Here is a 17,489-nt window from a genome sequence, read left to right as displayed (position 1 = left end):
GTTATGTTATGTTCTATTTTGCCACTCGTGTTAATCAACGGGAACAATCCAGCCCTCTGGTGCCTCAACATCACCAAATTGGATACCAGTTAATTCATCATAGAGGTGGCGAGTGACAGGGCCAACTTCAGTTTCACTATAAAAGACATGGAAGTCATCTCCAATTTGAAGGCCACCAATTGGAGAGATAACGGCTGCTGTTCCGCAGGCACCTGCTTCTGTAAAGCGGTCTAGCTCTGCAACAGGTACATCTCCCTCAATGGCTGTCATCCCTAAACGGTGTTCAGCGAGGTAAAGGAGAGAGTATTTGGTGATGGACGGGAGAATAGATGGACTTAATGGCGTCACAAATTCGTTATTTTTGGTAATACCGAAGAAATTGGCAGCACCAACTTCTTCAATCTTGGTATGGGTAGCTGGATCAAGGTAGACCATATCTGAGAACTGGCGCTCATGGGCGAGTTTACCTGGGAGATAGCTAGCAGCATAGTTTCCACCAACCTTTGCTGCACCAGTACCATTTGGGGCAGCACGGTCAAATTCTGTTGATACTAGGAAGTTTGTTGGGGTCAAGCCACCTTTGAAATAATTTCCAACCGGCATAGCAAAAACGGTGAAAATATATTCCGGTGCAGGTTTGATCCCAATGATATCACCGACCCCGATTAACATGGGACGTAGGTAAAGGGTTCCTCCTGTGCCGTACGGTGGCACATAGTCTGCATTAGCCCGAACAACTTCTTTAACAGCTGTTAGGAAAAGATCTGTTGGAACGGGTGGCATCAGTAGACGTTGGGCTGAGCGTTGAAGGCGTTCAGCATTCATTTCTGGGCGGAAGAGTTGAAGTTTGCCTTCTTTGGTGCGATAGGCCTTCAACCCTTCAAAGGCCTGCTGGCCATAGTGTAGGCAGGGTGAACATTCACTGATTTCAAGGGTTGAATTTTCTGTCAATCCCCCTTCCTGCCAGGCGCCATCTTTGTAGCGGGCCAGGTAACGATAAGGTAATTTCATGTAGGCAAAGCCTAAATTATTCCAATCAAGTTCTGTTGCTGGTGTTGTCATAGTAGATTCTCCTTAATGCATATTGATTATTTGGTTTCAAATTTAAAGACTTGAGCTGAGTATAGTTTGAGGACTTTAGTGTATAGGAAGCGTGTCCCGATGGCAATGGTTAGAGGAACAGCTATCCAGACGATAGGTGCTAGGGCAGGAGCTAGTCCACCATTGATTGAAGCAAAGAGTCCTGTTAGGCCAACAAGTCCGAAACCGGCACTGGCTGGTGTCCCTGTGATATTGAAGAGGGGAACAAGCAGTGAGCAAAGCGCAGCGGTGGTGATGATATTTACGTAAACGATAGGGTGCTTAAAAACGTTTGGCATCATCATTTTCATAGAGGCCAAGGCAACAGCAAGGGTAACTCCTGGTTTATTGACGGTAAAGGAATGAACAACGAGAACCATTGTCGTTGCAGCTACCCCCATGGCAGAAGCTCCTGCAGATAATCCAGTTAGACCGATGGCAAGACCGATAGCAACGGTAGAAATCGGTGAAACGATAAGGATGGCAAAAGAGATACAGATTAGCATACTCATCAAATAAGGCTGAAGTTCAGTAAAGTTTTGGATGAGTAGACCGATTTGAGTGGTGATGGATTTGACATAAGGTAGGGTAAAGAGACCGAGAGTAGCTACAAGGGCCGATAGGATGGGCAACAAGATGATGTTGAGTGATCCTAGTCGATCACCAAGTAGAAGGAGGAGGGCAACTGTTAGACTAGCAACCAACATTGAGTTGATGATATCCCCAGTTCCCGCAGTGAAGAAAGAACCAGCCAGGGTTGTTGCGGTTTGCAGAACTTCCTCACCTGCTTTACTTTCTTGGAGTTGGGCGAGAAGACCTGCAGCTAGGGCAGATTTGCTGGTAACGCCAGATCCGACATAGGTAGCTGCCGCGACAGCACCGACCTTTAAGCCATTAAAGCCAAATTGTAGGGCAATCAAGGCCCCCATCAAAGCAGGAATGGTTGCTTGAAAGAGAACATTAGCAGAGTGCCAGGTGGAAAAGAAGGTATTGCCCTTAAAGGCATCACTGGTCAAAAGAACAGCCAAGATAGCATTTGGAATGAGGCCGACAAGAACGGCAATGGCTGTACCATTAAGAACGTTGCTTAAAAATTGACCAAGTGTTAGGTTTGTTTTGGTTTCTGTCATGGAAACTTCCTTTCAATAATAAAAAATTAACTTATATCATCCTTTGATAATGGAAAAGCACCAACTACTGAAGGAGTAGATGGTGCCTTGTACAAATCGTACCGAAAAAAGCGTCGCTATCTACTGCAGATATGATCGTGTTTTATCATAATAATGAGAATAACAGCGACGACTACTAGTAACATTAGGACACTCCTTTCGAAAGATTTATTATTATCAAAATTTAATATACATTGTATTCTAACACAGATTTTTCAGAATGACAAGAGTTTTTTGAAAAATTAAGCAAAAACTTTCGGACAGGCTGATTTTATTCGTGATTCTAGTGAATAAAGGTCTAGATAGCTTTACAAAAGAGTGCTTAATTTGGTAAAATAGAGAAGATTATCACTCAAAGGAGAAATCATGTCTTACCTATTAGAAGTTTTACCCAGCCTGCTCAAGGGAACCTTGGTCACGCTAGAAGTTTTTGGGATTGTCCTGCTCTTGTCTATCCCAATTGGTGCTATTTTAGCCTTTTTGATGAAGTTAGCAATCAAACCCTTGAACTGGCTCTTAACCATCTATATTTGGATTATGCGGGGAACGCCCTTGCTATTGCAACTGATTTTTATCTACTATGTTCTGCCAAATGTCGGCATTACCCTCGATCGCTTGCCAGCAGCTATTGTAGCCTTTACCCTGAATTATGCGGCTTACTTTGCTGAAATTTTCCGGGGTGGGATTGAGAGTATTCCCCAAGGCCAGTATGAAGCAGCTAAGGTGTTGAAACTCAATCATATGCAAACCATCCGTTATGTTATCTTGCCTCAAGTCACCAAGGTAGTCTTGCCTAGTGTTTTCAATGAGGTGATTACCTTGGTTAAAGATTCAGCCCTTGTTTACACCTTAGGAGTAGGGGACCTACTTTTAGCCAGTCGTACAGCGGCTAATCGTGACGCGAGTCTGCTTCCCATGTTCATTGCTGGTGGGATTTATCTGATTTTAATTGGTTGTTTGACCCTGATTTCAAAACAGGTTGAGAAAAAGTATAACTACTACAAGTAAGGAGACGTGATGTTAGAATTAAAACAAATTGCTAAGCGTTTTGGGCAAAAACAGATTTTTGATGATTTTAATCTCCTGATTGCAGAAGGTAAGACACTGGCTATTGTTGGTCAATCTGGTGGGGGTAAGACAACCTTATTGCGGATGTTGGCAGGGCTGGAGACCATTGATTCGGGAGAAATTTTCCATAATGGCCAACAAGTTCCTTTGGATTATTTGACGAAAAACCAGTTATTGGGTTTTGTTTTCCAAGATTTTCAACTCTTTCCCCATCTGACGGTCCTAGATAATTTGATCCTGTCACCGACCAAGACCCAAGGGATGACTAAGGAAGCGGCTAGTCAAAAAGCCAAGGATTTACTTACTCGTCTCGGTCTAGTGCAACAGATTGATTTATACCCCCACGCCTTGTCGGGTGGTCAAAAACAGCGGGTTGCCTTGGCTCGAGCCATGATGATTGATCCAGAAATTATTGGTTATGATGAACCGACTTCGGCTCTTGACCCTGAATTACGACGTGACGTGGAGCAATTGATTTTACAAAATAAGGCAGCAGGCATGACTCAGTTGATTATTACGCACGATCTTGCCTTTGCAGAAAATATCGCAGATGATATTATCCAAGTTTATCCCAAATAGAAAAGAGAAATAATGAAGAAATTACTAACCCTAGTGACCCTGTGTTTAAGTTTGTTTCTGGTTGCCTGCCAGTCTAAGGACAGCAATGCAAGCAAGACTAGCGACAGTGACCAGTGGGCCCGTTATGAAAAGGAAAAGACGATTACCATTGGTTTTGATAATACCTTTGTGCCGATGGGTTTTGAAGATGAAGCCGGCAAAACAGTTGGATTTGACATTGACCTTGCTAATGCAGTCTTTGATCGTTACGGGATTAAGGTCAAATGGCAGGCCATCAACTGGGATTTGAAAGAAACTGAGTTGAATAGTGGTAAGATTGACTTGATTTGGAATGGTTATTCAATGACCCCTGAGCGGGAGAAAAAAGTTCTCTTTACCAATCCTTACATGAAAAATGAACAAGTTTTGGTGAGTAAAAAATCATCAAGTATCAAGCGCTTTGCTGAGATGAAAGACAAGGTCTTGGGGGTTCAAGCAGGCTCATCAGGCTATGATGCCTTTCTAGCAAACCCAACGGTCTTGAAAGATTTGGTCAAAAATCAAGATGCTACCCAGTACAGTACCTTCACTGAAGCCCTGATTGATTTGAAAAATAATCGGATTGATGGTCTTCTGATTGATCGTGTGTATGCTAATTACTATCTCCAAAAAGAAGGGGAATTGGACCAGTATAACATTGTTCAAAGTGAGTACAGTGGAGAAAACTTTGCGGTCGGTGCGCGAAAAGCCGACACAACTCTGGTGGAGAAAATCAATCAAGCGTTCAAAGAACTGTATCAAGAAGGCAAATTCCAAGAAATCTCTGATAAATGGTTTGGTGAAGATATCGCCACTGACCAGGTAAAAAATTAGACTTAGTTAAAAGGCATCCCAATTATTTTAAGTTGGGATGCCTTTCGTTTATTGCGTCTTTTGAGGATTTTGAGTGATTTTAGGTGTTATTTGATGAAAAATTAAGGACCAGTTTTCATGGCGACGCCAGATGGAAACATGTTCTTCCTGATTGACCTGATAGGTCAGCAATTTAGTTTTTTGGCTGACAGAGGTCATCTTGAAATGTTGGAGATGGGTAGGATACTTCTGTCCTTGTTCAAGCAAGATGTTCTTGGTTTGATAGTTACCCTGCTGGTCGATACCGTAGAAGTTCTTGGCAATCAGTTTTTCGTAATGGTTGGTTTGACTGAGGAAAGCTTTCTCATACTGATAGAGTTTGTCATAAACATTGGCGTAAATCTCATCTTCTGGAATGGCAGCGGGTTCTACATGGATATCGATATCATAGACATCAAAACGTTCTTGGAGCAGTTGGTCAACCTGGTCTGTAATCGCGTGACTTTCGTAGACGGAGAGGTCTGGATTCATTTCTAACACAATATCCAAGAAAATATTACTACCATAGGTTCGGCCGCGCAGGGATTTAACGGCAGTTATTTTAGGAATTTCTAAGATGGCTTGTTCATACTTTTGGAGTTCTTTTTTATCAAAACCGTCTGAAAGACTGAAGGTGCTTTCTATAAAGATATCGTAAGAGGCTTTTAGGATGAAAAAAGCAATGACCAAGGCTGCCAGTTTATCAATGATTGGCATTTGCCAACTAGAGGCCAAAATGGCAACCGTGGTGCCAAAAGAAGTCAGGGCATCTGATGAATTATTCTTGGCAGCGGCAATCAGGGCGCTGGACTGGGTAATCTTTGCCAGCCGGCGATTGTAGAGGGAAAGAGCAATCATGATGAGGCCGGAGATGATTCCAACCCAGCCAGCTACAGGATCAATTGCTAGGAGCTCTTGTTTAAAGAGATCTTTGATGGTGTCTAACAAGAGTTGGAAGCCCACGGTGAACATGATTAAGGAGGTAATGAGACTGGCCAAATCTTCAATTTTCCAGTGGCCAAAGCGGTGGTCATCATCAGCAGGCTTGCTTGCTAAATAAAGTCCGATAAGGATGGCGACATTGCCTAAGATATCTGACGCATTATTAAAACCGTCGGCTGATAGGGAAGCAGATTTGAGCAATATTCCAGCGGAGATTTTAATAATAGCTAGCAGCAAATAAACCGTAATACTAACGATAGGTCCACGTTGGGCCAGCTTGAGTTGTTGTATTTTATCTTGATGTTCCATGAAGATCCTTTCCAAATGAGTGCATTGTTTTATTATAGCAAAAAACCTACTGAAAACAGTAGGTTTTTGTTCGGAACAAGTTTTATTTAAAATAGGCTTTTGTTTCGGCAATAATAACGGGTGATAAGGCCAAGAGGGCAATCAGGTTTGGAAAGACCATTAGGCCATTAACAATATCTGCGATGACCCAAACGAGGTCAATTTGCAAGAAGCCACCCAGTCCCACCATGATAACAAAGAGGAGGCGATAGGCTTTCAAGCTTTTGGTACCAAATAAGAATTCACAACACCGTTCGCCATAATAAGACCAACCTAGGATGGTTGTAAAGGCAAAAAGAACGAGAGATACGGTCAGGGCATGGCTACCCATTGGACCAAAAACAGAAGCAAAGGCAGATTGGGTAAGGGCCGCACCAGTTAGATCACTAGTCCATTGACCAGTAACTAAGATAGAGAGACCAGTCAAGGTACAGATGATAATGGTGTCAATAAAGGTTCCTGTCATAGAGATTAGGCCTTGTTCAACAGGTTGGTCTGTTTTGGCAGCCGCAGCAGCGATAGGAGCAGAACCTAGTCCAGACTCGTTAGAGAAAATCCCGCGGGCGATTCCTTTTTGGATAGCATCTTTCATGGTTGCTCCCAAGAAACCGCCAATGGCTGCTGTTGGTGTGAAGGCAGATTGGACCACCAAGAGAAGGGTTGGTACTACCTTATCAGCATTAGCACCGATAACACAGACAGTAGCAACAATGTAAATAATGGCCATGAGAGGGACGACTTTTTCAGAAATTTTTGAGATGGATTGAATACCACCAAAGATGATCACAGCCGTGATAATGGCAATGACAATGCTGGTCACTTGTGGTGAGAAGCTAAAACTATTTTCCAGAGATGAGGTGATAGAATTGATTTGCGTAAAGGTCCCTGCGCCAAAGAGAGCGACCATGATGCCAGCTAGGGAGAAGAATTGAGCGAGGGGTTTCCATTTTGGTCCCATCCCATTGTAGATGTAGTACATAGGGCCGCCGGAAACCTCACCATTTTCATCCTTGGTACGGTATTTGATGGCTAAAAGACCTTCAGCATATTTGGTTGCCATCCCAAAGAAGGCGGCAACCCACATCCAAAAGAGGGCACCTGGTCCGCCAGAGGTGATGGCAGTAGCTACACCAACGATATTTCCAGTTCCGATTGTGGCTGCAAGAGCAGTCGCCAAGGCTGCAAAACTAGAGATATCACCTTCACCCTTATCTTCGGTGAAAATCAATTTAAAGGCGTAAGGCAGTCGTAGAAATTGCAACAATCCCAAACGAAGGCTCAGGTAAATTCCAGTTCCCATTAAGAGAATGAGTAGGGGAGGTCCCCAGACAAGATCATCAATAGCAGTGAAAAATGCTAACATGTGTAATCTCCATTTCTAATTTTTGATTGACAAAAAAGCAGTTAACTAGTAACCGCCCGCCAAAGAATCAGGAAATAAGCCCCTCAAAAGCAGATCAGCTGATGGTGGCGCTTTATTTCTTCTGTCCTTTTACCTGAGAGATTGGGCGAATGTCGCCTTGCCCCTTCGGTGCCTTAGCGGTCTCTCCAGAAGTCCGTCAGTAAATCAGTCCCTATCTTATGCTCAAGATACCTGAAAGTGTTACTTCTTCGGTGAAGACATGGTCTTGCTTTCCTGATTTCGTCAATCGGTCATTTTATTTCTTAACTATTGTATAAAAAAATCCATCATTTGTCAAAAACGGCTTATTTTTTTGGAGGAATTTGAAAGAATTTGCTTGACAATGACAGAAAAACGGGTATAATATAACTGTAAACGATTGCAAGAGGTGGTGGTTATATCTTAAAATCAGAGCGTAAACGATTGATTCTAGACAAGATTCACTCCGATGGCGTGGCTAGTTTGGATGATTTGATGCAGTTGTTGGCGACGTCTGAGTCAACGGTACGAAGAGACTTAGAAGAGTTGGCCAGTCAGGGTCTTTTGCGTCGTGTGCATGGCGGCGCCGAAAAGCCAAAACTCCTGCAAGAGGAATTGAGTAACCAGCAAAAATCTGTCAAAAACGTTCAGGCCAAAAAGTGCCTAGCACAAGCTGCGGCCAGCCTGATTGCTGACGAAGAGGTTATTTTTATTGATGCAGGAACGACAACTAGCCTACTGATCAAGGAATTGGGGCAGAAAAATTTGACTGTGGTGACTAATTCTATCCAACACGCCAATGATTTGGCGGCCAAGGGGATTGAAACCATTATGATTGGGGGATTTGTCAAGCAGGCAACCAATGCCAACATCGGTTTAATTGCCGTTGAGCAGATCAATCAATTAAATTTTGATAAGGCTTTTTTGGGAATTAATGGGATAGATGCCAATTCAATTACGACACCAGATATGGCAGAAGCCATGGTGAAAAAAGCCATTATCAAAAACGCTAAAGAAACTTATATTTTAGCGGATAGTTCTAAGCTCGATCAGGTCTACTTTGTCACAGTGGCGGCTGTTGAGGAAGTTACGATTATAAGCAACCAGACAGAGCAATCGCTAATAGCATTATTAAGAGAGAAAACGAAGGTGATAACGATATGATTTATACGGTAACCTTAAATCCTTCTATTGATTTTATCGTTCGTGTGGACCAATTAGACTTGGGCGGTGTTAATCGCATGACCAGCGACGATAAATTTGCTGGAGGAAAAGGGATCAATGTTAGTCGTGTCTTGCAACGCTTGGGCGTGGCCAATACGGCAACAGGTTTTATCGGTGGTTTTACCGGTGACTTTGTCGAGCAAGGCTTGGTCGCCGAGTCAATCAGTACAGATTTTGTTAAGGTTGAGCAGGATACCCGCATCAATGTTAAAATCAAGGCTGACCAAGAAACTGAAATCAATGGAGCAGGGCCAGTCATTACAGAGCAACAGTTGGTGGCCTTGGAGGCAACATTAGCCCAGTTGACGGCTGATGATATTGTTGTTTTTGCAGGGTCAGCACCAGCCAATTTGGGTAATGCGGTCTATAACCGTTTAATTCCCTTGGTTAAAAAAACAGGGGCTCAGGTGGTTTGTGATTTTGAAGGTCAGACCTTGGTTGATAGTTTGGCTTACGAGCCGCTCTTGGTCAAACCCAACAATCATGAGCTGGAAATGATTTTTGAAACGAGCTTGCAAGGACTGGCTGATGTGGTAACGTATGCGGGCCAACTCCTAGATAAGGGAGCCCAGCATGTCATTGTATCCATGGCCGGTGATGGTGCCGTTTTGGTGACCAAGGAAGCCAGCTATTTTGCTAAACCAATCAAGGGTGTGGTTAAAAACTCGGTTGGAGCAGGGGACTCGATGGTGGCTGGCTTCACAGGTGAATTTGCCAAATCAGCAAATCCTGTGGAAGCTCTCAAATGGGGCGTGGCTTGTGGAACGGCAACAGCCTTTTCCGATGACCTAGCCAGCATTGATTTTATCAAAGAAATTTATGAAAAAGTGGAGGTAGAAACGTTATGAAAATCCAAGATGTATTAAGAAAAGATGTCATGTTGCTTGACTTGCAAGCGACCAGTAAAGAAGCAGTCATTGATGAAATGATTAATAGTTTGGTTGCCAAAGGCTATGTCACTGACTTTGACACCTTTAAGGCAGGGATCATGAACCGTGAGGCTCAAACCTCAACTGGTTTGGGGGACGGTATTGCCATGCCTCATAGTAAAAATGCTGCTGTCAAAGAAGCAACGGTTTTATTTGCTAAATCAAACAAGGGGGTTGATTACCAAGCCTTGGATGGTCAGCCAACTGATCTTTTCTTCATGATTGCTGCACCAGAGGGGGCAAATGATACCCATTTGGCAGCCTTGGCAGAATTATCACAATATTTATTGAAGGATGGCTTTGCAAATCAGTTGCGTCAGGCAAACTCTCCAGAAGAAGTGCTTGCGGTCTTCAATCAGGCAGAAGAAAAAGAAACTAATCAAGCAGTAGTGGCTCCAGCAGCAGACCAAGACCTTATCGTAGCAGTTACAGCTTGTACAACAGGGATTGCCCACACCTACATGGCTGAAGAAGCCTTGAAAAAACAAGCGGCAGAGATGGGTGTCGGCATCAAGGTTGAAACAAATGGGGCATCTGGTGTTGGTAATAAACTAACTGCTGAGGACATCAAGCGTGCTAAAGGGGTTATCATCGCAGCAGATAAGGCCGTTGAGATGGACCGCTTTGCTGGTAAACCCTTAGTTTCTCGTCCAGTTGCCGATGGTATTAAAAAATCAGAAGAATTGATTAACCTTGTTCTGCAAGGCCAAGCAGATATCTATATCGCGAAATCAACTGGAACAACTAGTCAAGCAGAAGCGGCTAGCGGTCTAGGTGGTGCTTTCTACAAACACTTGATGAGCGGGGTTAGCCAAATGCTACCATTTGTTATTGGTGGTGGTATCATGATTGCCCTGGCCTTCTTGATTGATAATATGCTGGGTGTGCCGAAGGATCAATTGGGTAACTTGGGGTCTTACCATGAATTGGCTTCAATGTTCATGAAGATTGGTCAAGCAGCCTTTGGCTTTATGTTGCCACTGTTAGCAGGTTACATTGCTTATTCTATTGCTGAAAAACCAGGTTTGGTTTCTGGTTTTGTGGCAGGAGCCATCGCTTCAAGTGGTTTGGCTTGGGGCAAGGTGCCATTTGCTTCAGGAGGTGAAGAAACTCTAGCCCTAGCAGGGGTTTCATCAGGTTTCTTGGGTGCCCTTGTGGGTGGTTTCCTAGCTGGTGGTGTCATCCTTGTCTTGCGTAAGCTTTTGGCAGGTCTACCACGTTCGCTTGAAGGCATCAAGTCAATCTTGCTTTTCCCAGTTTTGGGTGTCTTCTTAACCGGTTTCTTGATGCTTTTTGTCAATATCCCAATGGCAGCTATTAATACAGGTTTGAATAACTTCCTTGAAGGCTTGTCAGGTAGCTCAGCTGTCCTTGTTGGTTTAGTCGTTGCAGGGATGATGGCTATTGACATGGGTGGCCCAATCAACAAGGCAGCCTATGTCTTTGGTACAGGAACCTTGGCAGCCTCAGTGGCTAATGGTGGTTCAGTTGTCATGGCTGCTGTTATGGCTGGTGGTATGGTTCCACCCCTTGCAGTCTTTGTTGCAACCCTCTTGTTCAAGGATAAATTTACTGCTGAAGAGCGTGAGTCTGGTTTGACCAATATCGTTATGGGACTATCATTCATCACTGAAGGAGCTATTCCATTTGCGGCGGCTGACCCAGCACGTGCTATTCCAAGTTTCATGGTTGGTTCAGCCCTCTCAGGTGCCTTGGTTGGTTTGGCTGGTATTAAATTACTAGCCCCACACGGTGGTATCTTCGTTATCGCCTTAACCAGTAATGCCCTTCTTTACCTTGTCTTTGTTCTTATTGGAGCGATTGTATCAGGTATTATTTTCGGTGCTTTGCGTAAAAAAGCTTAATAAGGGATTAAGAATCTAGAGTTTTCTAGGTTCTTTTTCTTGGAGCAAGCGTTTTAATTTTTGCAAAAGCATGGTATACTAGATACAGGAGGTGTCGGCGATGAACAGGCGGAGAAATAGTTTTTTAATGGCTCTTTTCCTACTAATTTTAGGGGTAGAAATAGTTGTGTTGAAGCAGTTGTACGGTGGAGCTAGACGGGAGTCTGTCCAAGAACAGGCTCAAACTGCTCGTATAGTGGCTAATGGTGATATTTTGTTGCATGACGTTCTCTACACCAGTGCTAGGCAGGCAGATGGTTCCTATCAATTTGATGATTATTTTAAGTATGTCAAGGACTGGATCGCTGGGGCAGATTTGGCCTTGGGTGATTTTGAGGGGACCATTAGTCCAGATTATCCCTTGGCAGGCTATCCCCTCTTTAATGCTCCGCCTGAAATTGCCAAAACCATGCAAAAAACGGGCTATGATGTGGTTGATTTAGCCCATAATCATATCTTAGACTCCCAATTATCAGGGGCTTTAGACACCGTCAAAACCTTTGAGCGTTTGGGCTTGGACACCATTGGCGTCTATAAAAAAGACCGGGACAAGGAAGGTATTCTTATCAAGGAAGTTAATGGGATAAAAATTGCTATTTTGGGCTATTCCTATGGTTATAATGGCATGGAGGCCAATCTGACGGAAGAACAGTATCAAGCCCACCTGTCGGATTTGGATGAAGCTAAAATGAAGGCCGAAATTCAAGAGGCGGAAAAAACGGCTGATGTCACGGTCATTATGCCACAAATGGGCGAGGAATATGCCTTAGAGCCAACGGCAGAGCAAAGGCGACTCTATCGTAAGATGGTTGACTGGGGAGCCGATGTTGTCTTTGGTGGCCATCCTCATGTGGTTGAACCTGCAGAAACGCTAGAAAAAGATGGTGAGAAAAAATTTATCATCTATTCCATGGGGAATTTTATTTCCAATCAAACCTATGAGCGCTTGGAAAACAAATGGACTGAGCGAGGGGTTTTGATGGATGTTACTTTTGAAAAAACAGGCGATAGGACCATTGTCAAAACTGTCAAAGCACGACCAACCCTGGTTTGGGCTTGGGGTAAGGGGCAATACGATCCTGCTGGCTACGAGTACTTTGATTATCGTGTCATGGTTTTAGAGGACTTTATTAAAGGTGGTCGCTACCGCAATGAGTTAGATAAGGCCATGCAAGAAAAGGTTGACACAGCCTATCAGGAAATGAATGAACTGGTTAATTTACAATGGTAAAAAAAAGCCTAATCTGAAAATAGATTAGGCTTTTGATGATGGTTCTTGGAGCAATTCCATGTAGTCTTTTCCCCAAACTTCAACAGCGTCTAGGACAGTTTGAAAACTTTGGCCAATGGGGGTTAGGCTATACTCAACCCGAGGTGGAATTTCAGCATAGACCTTCCGCTCGACGATTTTATCAGCTTCGAGTTGTCTCAGATGTCGCGTTAGAATGGTTTGTGTAATACCAGGAATCAATCGCTGAAGTTGATTGAAACGCTTGGTTCCCGTACTGAGTTGATAAATGATGACCAGAGCCCACTTGCCGGTCAAGACTTTTTGGGTGGTGGCAAAGGGACAGATGCCATATTGGCTAACTTTTTCTGACATATTTTCTCCTTTATTTGTTATAATGCTACCTAATTTGCTACTAGCTAACGATAAAGTACCTACTTGTTTTTTATTGGTGACTTGGTAAAATTATAACATACTTTATGATTGAGGAGGACATCATCATGTCAAAAAATTTAGCTATTTTTAATGCTTACAACACAGCCCTAGCGGCAGGAGATTTTGCAGGAGTCTTTGCAACCATGGCCGATGATATTATCTGGCACCAGCCAGGAGCTCATAGCACGTCAGGAACCCATATTGGCAAGGATGTCTTAGGGGGTCACTTGGCGTCGTTTGCCGAGAAAACACAGGGCACTTTTAAGGTTGTGACCAATTGGGTATCAGATAACCAAGACTTGGTGGCCGCTAATGTGACCTTTTTGGGCACACGGCCAGACGGCACAGAGTTGAATATGAATGGGATTGACCTTTTCCGAATGGAAGACGGAAAAATCAAGGAAGTTTGGCTCTTTTCAGCAGACCAAGCCGCAGAAGATGAATTTTGGGGTTAAGAAATAAAAAAAGGGGGGATTATCCCTTTTTTTACTTGTTAAAGATGGGGCTCCCAAAATGGTTAAGGTCAGAATGGTTGGAGACTTAGCTTTTTTCATAGGCCAAACGTGGGTCACTATCTTGCGGCACATAAATGAGGCCACACTGTTGAAAGTTGAGCTTGGCTAGGAGCTTTTGCATAGGGAGGTTGTCAAGGTGGGTATCAATCCGAAGATGGGGATTTTGTGCCAAGGCCCATTGGATACAGGCTTGGCCAACTCCCTTGGTCTTGCCGTTACTAGCCAGACGATGAATGACACCATAAGGGGTATCATCTTGCCAGGCTCCCTTGTCAATGGTGGCATAACTAGGCTCAATATCTTTACCGAAATCATAGTAAAAGACACCGACGATTTGCTCGGTTTCACAAACATAGGACTTGCCGCTTAGGATATCTTGCTTGACCAAGTCGGCCGGTGGCCAGTTATTCTTGGCCCACTGGTTAGGATTGCCGGTAGCTATCATCAGTTGTCGTGCTTGGGCATAGATGGTCATGATTTGGTCAAAATCAGCCATGATTGCAGGTCTAATCTTCATAACATTCTCCTGATACTAACGAACAAAAAGAACTGGTTGCCCAGTCCTTTCTTGCTTATTTACCGAATAGGCCTTTAACCTTATCAACAAGACCGCTAACACCTTCGCCACCGCTAACAAGTGATTTAGCTTGTTCAAAGTATTCGCCAAGATTATCCTTGTTTTCGTTGATGAAGTCTTGAGCTGCTGAGAAGTCTTTCTTAGCAATCATGTCCTTAACTTGTTCAAAAAGTTCTTGTGGGTTCATTGTTATACCTCTTTTCTTATTTGTTTCTATTAAACCATAAAAAAGAGCAAATGTCCAATGACTTGACTAAAAAATTATTAGCGCTTTTATGATATAATGAAAGAACAAGCAAAAGCAAAAGCATTTGAGGAGAGAGTCATGACCAAGTTAGCTACCATTTGTTATATTGATAATGGCAAGGAGCTCTTGCTGCTACATCGCAATCAGCGACCAGATGATGTTCACTATGGGAAGTGGATCTCGGTCGGCGGTAAGCTAGAGCCGGGTGAAAGCCCTGAAGAATGTGCCAAGCGAGAGGTTTGGGAGGAAACAGGGCTAAGGGTTAAGCAACTGTCACTCAAGGGGCTGGTCACTTTTCCCAAGTTTACGCCTGGTCATGACTGGTACACCTATGTCTTTAAGGTAACGGCATTTGAGGGGGAGCTGCTGGCGACCTGCCCTGAAGGGCGTTTAGAATGGGTGGCCTATGAGGATGTCTTGACCAAACCGACCTGGGAGGGTGATTATGAACTTTTCCGTTGGATTTTAGATGATTATCCCTTTTTTTCCGCTAAGTTTTCCTACGATGCTGGTCGTCTAGTGGACAAGGACGTTTATTTTTATGACTAGAGTAGATGTTGAAACTCAGCTAGTATTGCCTTTGTATAAATTGGAGGAATTATGAACACGAAAGAAAAACATTTTAATCTGACCTGGTTTTTCAAGTGGTTTTTGAATAATCAAGCAGTCACAGTCCTTTTGGTAACGCTCTTGCTTTTCCTAAATATTCTTATTTTCACTAAAATCAGCTCCCTTTTTACGCCCCTGATTTATTTTGGAGCGGTGGTCATGTTACCCTTGGTCATGTCAATGATTTTGTATTACCTCTTGGAGCCTTCAGTATCATGGTTGGAGAAGAAGGGATTGGGTCGTGTAGGGGCCATTAGCATTGTCTTTTTTGCTGTGTTTTTGGTCTTGCTCCTTATATTGGCCAATTTTGTGCCTATGGCAGAGCATCAAATGACCAGTTTTATTCGTAATCTACCGACCTATATGCGTAGTGTGGAAAAGAGGATTATTCTCCTGTTGCAAGATGAGCGATTGGCGGGTTTTCGTCCGCAGTTGGAAAGTCTAGTTGACAACCTTAGTCAAAAGGCAGTTGACTATGCAGAGACCTTTTCGCGGGATGCCGTAAATTGGCTAGGTAACCTGGCAGGGACCTTGGCCAAGGTGGCGGTTGCTATCATTATTACTCCTTTTATTCTCTTTTATTTCTTGCGAGATGGTAAGGAGATGAAGACTAGTTTTCTTAGCTATATTCCAACAAGGATGAGGGCTTCAATTAGACGTATCCTTAGTGGCATCAATGCCCAGTTGTCAGGTTATGTCCAAGGCCAGGTTACAGTAGCCATTGTTGTCGGGATTATGTTTTCTATCATGTTTAGCTTAATTGGCTTACCTTATGCCATTACCTTTGGTGTCTTGGCCGGTGTACTGAATATGATTCCTTATTTGGGGAGTTTTTTGGCCATGGTGCCGGTTGTTATTCTGGGATTAGTTGGTGGGCCTTTTCTGTTAATCAAGGTTCTCTTGGTCTTTATGATCGAACAAACCATTGAAGGGCGTTTCGTCACCCCTCTGGTCTTGGGAAGCAAGCTGAGCATTCATCCGATTACCATCATGTTTATCCTCTTGACAACGGGTTCCATGTTTGGGGTTTGGGGCGTCTTTTTGGGCATTCCCATCTATGCTTCTATCAAGGTCGTGGTCAAGGAAATCTTTGCCTGGTATCGTCAGGTCAGTGGCTTATATGAGGAGGACGTTATAGAGCATGTGGAATAGTGAAAAAATGTTACTTTCCTTGGAGCAAGGCGATTTACAAAGGGCAGATAAGTACTTTCAGCGAGCCCTGGCCAAGGATGACCAAGAGGTGTTGTTGGAATTAGCGACCTACCTTCAGTCCATTGGTTTTTACCCTCAGGCGCAAGAGGCTTACTTGCAATTGCAAGGCGATTTTCCCGAGGTCAATCTCAGCTTGGCAGAAATCGCAGCCGAAGATGGGGATTTGGAGCAGGCCTTCTTTTATTTGGACCAGATTGATAAGACTAGCCCAGACTATCTTAGTAGCCTCTTGATGATGGCAGACCTTTATGACAGTGAGGGCTTGACGGATGTAGCACGGGAAAAATTAGTTCTGGCTAGTCAGCTATCGGATAATCCTTTGATTACTTTTGGACTGGCAGAATTGGACTATACTCTGGGAAATTTTCAAGCAGCTATTGCGGCCTATGCCAAACTGGACAATCGTGACATCTTGACCCAGACAGGGATTTCGACTTATCAGCGGATTGGTCGCTCCTATGCTCACTTGGGCAAGATTGAAGCTGCCGTAGAATTTTTAGAAAAGGCAGTGGAAATCGAGTATGACGACCAAACCGTCTTTGAACTGGCCTGTCTCTTGAGTGAGCAGGAAGCCTTTCAGCGGGCCAATGTTTATTTCAAGCAGTTGGAGACCATGTCGCCAGATTTTCTTGGCTATGAGTATGCCTATGCCAAATCTCTGCACGGCGATTACCAAGTCAGCCAAGCTCTAGCTTTGGTGCAGCAAGGCTTAACCAAGAATGAATTTGACAGTCAACTCTTGCTCCTAGCTTCGCAATTAGCCTATGAAAACCATGAGGAAGAACAGGCAGAGGCCTATTTGCTCAAGGCTAAGGCGGTTGCAGAAGATTTAGAGGAAGTTTTCTTGCCTTTGGCCAATCTTTATCTGGAGCAGGAGCGTTACCAAGAGGTAGTCGCTTTGCCACTGGAAGAAATAGATAGCGTTTTGACCAAGTGGACGGTAGCCAAGGCCTATCAGGCTCTGGATGAGGGCGAGAAGGCTCTGACCATTTATCGGGACATCTACCTTTATTTGACGGATAATCCAGATTTTCTCAAGGATTATGCCTATCTCCTTAGAGAGTGGGGGGAGGATGAGCTCTTATCGCAGGTGCTTGCATCCTATCTCAAGCTGGTGCCAGATGATAGTGAGATGGCCTATTTGTTGGACGATTAAAAGAGATTGGCTTGCC

General features: G+C 43.8%; 17 protein-coding genes, 1 pseudogene and 1 riboswitch. Of the genes and pseudogenes, 11 read left to right on the top strand and 7 right to left on the bottom strand.

Annotated elements, in window-relative coordinates; all coding sequences use genetic code 11:
- Window positions 1-30: 30 nt before the first annotated feature.
- A complete protein-coding gene (locus tag FRX57_RS03195) occupies window positions 31-1,062 on the bottom strand; it encodes a branched-chain amino acid aminotransferase (RefSeq protein ID WP_146566560.1) in 1,032 nt (343 codons plus the stop codon).
- Between the two features lie 26 nt (window positions 1,063-1,088).
- Window positions 1,089-2,210, bottom strand: coding sequence for a PTS sugar transporter subunit IIC (locus tag FRX57_RS03190; RefSeq protein WP_146566558.1), 1,122 nt, complete (start codon window positions 2,208-2,210; stop codon window positions 1,089-1,091).
- Window positions 2,211-2,615: 405 nt separating this feature from the next.
- Between FRX57_RS03190 and FRX57_RS03185 the strand changes: the two genes are divergently transcribed.
- Genes FRX57_RS03185 through FRX57_RS03175 form a run of 3 tightly spaced genes read left to right on the top strand, consistent with a single transcriptional unit; the run spans window position 2,616 to window position 4,748 of the window.
- Window positions 2,616-3,257 carry an amino acid ABC transporter permease gene (locus FRX57_RS03185; RefSeq protein WP_146566555.1) on the top strand — a complete coding sequence of 214 codons (642 nt, stop codon included), beginning with the start codon at window positions 2,616-2,618 and terminating at the stop codon, window positions 3,255-3,257.
- Between the two features lie 9 nt (window positions 3,258-3,266).
- Complete coding sequence (locus tag FRX57_RS03180; RefSeq protein WP_146566553.1) at window positions 3,267-3,896, top strand: amino acid ABC transporter ATP-binding protein; 630 nt, start codon at window positions 3,267-3,269, stop codon at window positions 3,894-3,896.
- Between the two features lie 12 nt (window positions 3,897-3,908).
- Entirely contained in the window at window positions 3,909-4,748 is an 840-nt protein-coding gene (locus FRX57_RS03175; RefSeq protein WP_146566551.1) for an amino acid ABC transporter substrate-binding protein, read from the top strand.
- A gap of 48 nt (window positions 4,749-4,796) precedes the next feature.
- On the opposite strand, the gene FRX57_RS03170 is transcribed toward FRX57_RS03175, so the two are convergent.
- On the bottom strand, window positions 4,797-6,017 hold the full coding sequence (locus FRX57_RS03170; RefSeq protein WP_146566550.1) for a cation diffusion facilitator family transporter: 1,221 nt from the start codon (window positions 6,015-6,017) through the stop codon (window positions 4,797-4,799).
- Between the two features lie 82 nt (window positions 6,018-6,099).
- Window positions 6,100-7,419: an alanine/glycine:cation symporter family protein gene (locus tag FRX57_RS03165; protein WP_146566548.1), complete on the bottom strand. Its 1,320-nt coding sequence runs from the start codon at window positions 7,417-7,419 to the stop codon at window positions 6,100-6,102.
- Between the two features lie 111 nt (window positions 7,420-7,530).
- A riboswitch (glycine riboswitch) is annotated at window positions 7,531-7,618 on the bottom strand.
- Window positions 7,619-7,881: 263 nt separating this feature from the next.
- On the opposite strand from FRX57_RS03165, the gene FRX57_RS03160 reads away from it, so the two are divergent.
- The 4 genes and pseudogenes from FRX57_RS03160 to FRX57_RS03145 all read left to right on the top strand — a co-directional run.
- Window positions 7,882-8,601, top strand: a complete 720-nt coding sequence (locus FRX57_RS03160) for a DeoR/GlpR family DNA-binding transcription regulator (RefSeq protein WP_246100918.1) — start codon at window positions 7,882-7,884, stop codon at window positions 8,599-8,601.
- Complete coding sequence (pfkB, locus tag FRX57_RS03155) at window positions 8,598-9,509, top strand: 1-phosphofructokinase (RefSeq protein ID WP_146566543.1); 912 nt, start codon at window positions 8,598-8,600, stop codon at window positions 9,507-9,509. The genes FRX57_RS03160 and pfkB overlap by 4 nt, the downstream gene beginning before the upstream one ends.
- Window positions 9,506-11,455 carry a PTS fructose transporter subunit IIABC gene (locus FRX57_RS03150; RefSeq protein ID WP_146566541.1) on the top strand — a complete coding sequence of 650 codons (1,950 nt, stop codon included), beginning with the start codon at window positions 9,506-9,508 and terminating at the stop codon, window positions 11,453-11,455. The genes pfkB and FRX57_RS03150 overlap by 4 nt, the downstream gene beginning before the upstream one ends.
- A 220-nt stretch (window positions 11,456-11,675) precedes the next feature.
- Window positions 11,676-12,725, top strand: a pseudogene (locus FRX57_RS03145) (CapA family protein); the annotation flags it as partial.
- A 24-nt stretch (window positions 12,726-12,749) separates the two neighbouring features.
- On the opposite strand, the gene FRX57_RS03140 reads toward FRX57_RS03145, so the two are convergent.
- Window positions 12,750-13,097: a winged helix-turn-helix transcriptional regulator gene (locus tag FRX57_RS03140; RefSeq protein ID WP_146566539.1), complete on the bottom strand. Its 348-nt coding sequence runs from the start codon at window positions 13,095-13,097 to the stop codon at window positions 12,750-12,752.
- A gap of 125 nt (window positions 13,098-13,222) precedes the next feature.
- On the opposite strand from FRX57_RS03140, the gene FRX57_RS03135 reads away from it, so the two are divergent.
- Window positions 13,223-13,612, top strand: coding sequence for a nuclear transport factor 2 family protein (locus FRX57_RS03135; protein WP_146566537.1), 390 nt, complete (start codon window positions 13,223-13,225; stop codon window positions 13,610-13,612).
- A gap of 85 nt (window positions 13,613-13,697) precedes the next feature.
- On the opposite strand, the gene FRX57_RS03130 is transcribed toward FRX57_RS03135, so the two are convergent.
- Both FRX57_RS03130 and FRX57_RS03125 read right to left on the bottom strand, forming a co-directional pair.
- Window positions 13,698-14,189 (bottom strand): GNAT family N-acetyltransferase, encoded by a 492-nt coding sequence (locus tag FRX57_RS03130; RefSeq protein ID WP_146566535.1) that lies wholly within the window; start codon window positions 14,187-14,189, stop codon window positions 13,698-13,700.
- A gap of 55 nt (window positions 14,190-14,244) precedes the next feature.
- The gene (locus FRX57_RS03125) at window positions 14,245-14,436 is read right to left on the bottom strand and encodes a hypothetical protein (protein WP_146566533.1); all 192 of its coding nucleotides are present in this window, start codon (window positions 14,434-14,436) and stop codon (window positions 14,245-14,247) included.
- A gap of 138 nt (window positions 14,437-14,574) precedes the next feature.
- On the opposite strand from FRX57_RS03125, the gene FRX57_RS03120 reads away from it, so the two are divergent.
- Genes FRX57_RS03120 through FRX57_RS03110 form a run of 3 tightly spaced genes read left to right on the top strand, consistent with a single transcriptional unit; the run spans window position 14,575 to window position 17,473 of the window.
- The gene (locus FRX57_RS03120; protein ID WP_146566531.1) at window positions 14,575-15,045 is read left to right on the top strand and encodes an NUDIX hydrolase; all 471 of its coding nucleotides are present in this window, start codon (window positions 14,575-14,577) and stop codon (window positions 15,043-15,045) included.
- A 51-nt stretch (window positions 15,046-15,096) separates the two neighbouring features.
- Entirely contained in the window at window positions 15,097-16,257 is a 1,161-nt protein-coding gene (locus tag FRX57_RS03115) for an AI-2E family transporter (protein ID WP_146566529.1), read from the top strand.
- Window positions 16,247-17,473, top strand: a complete 1,227-nt coding sequence (locus tag FRX57_RS03110) for a tetratricopeptide repeat protein (protein WP_146566527.1) — start codon at window positions 16,247-16,249, stop codon at window positions 17,471-17,473. Before FRX57_RS03115 ends, FRX57_RS03110 begins: the two co-directional genes overlap by 11 nt.
- Window positions 17,474-17,489 lie beyond the last annotated feature (16 nt).

The sequence above is a fragment of the Streptococcus cuniculipharyngis genome (assembly GCF_007859195.1).
GTDB classification, from domain to species: Bacteria; Bacillota; Bacilli; order Lactobacillales; family Streptococcaceae; genus Streptococcus; species Streptococcus cuniculipharyngis.
This window is presented reverse-complemented; position numbering and strand designations above follow the sequence as displayed.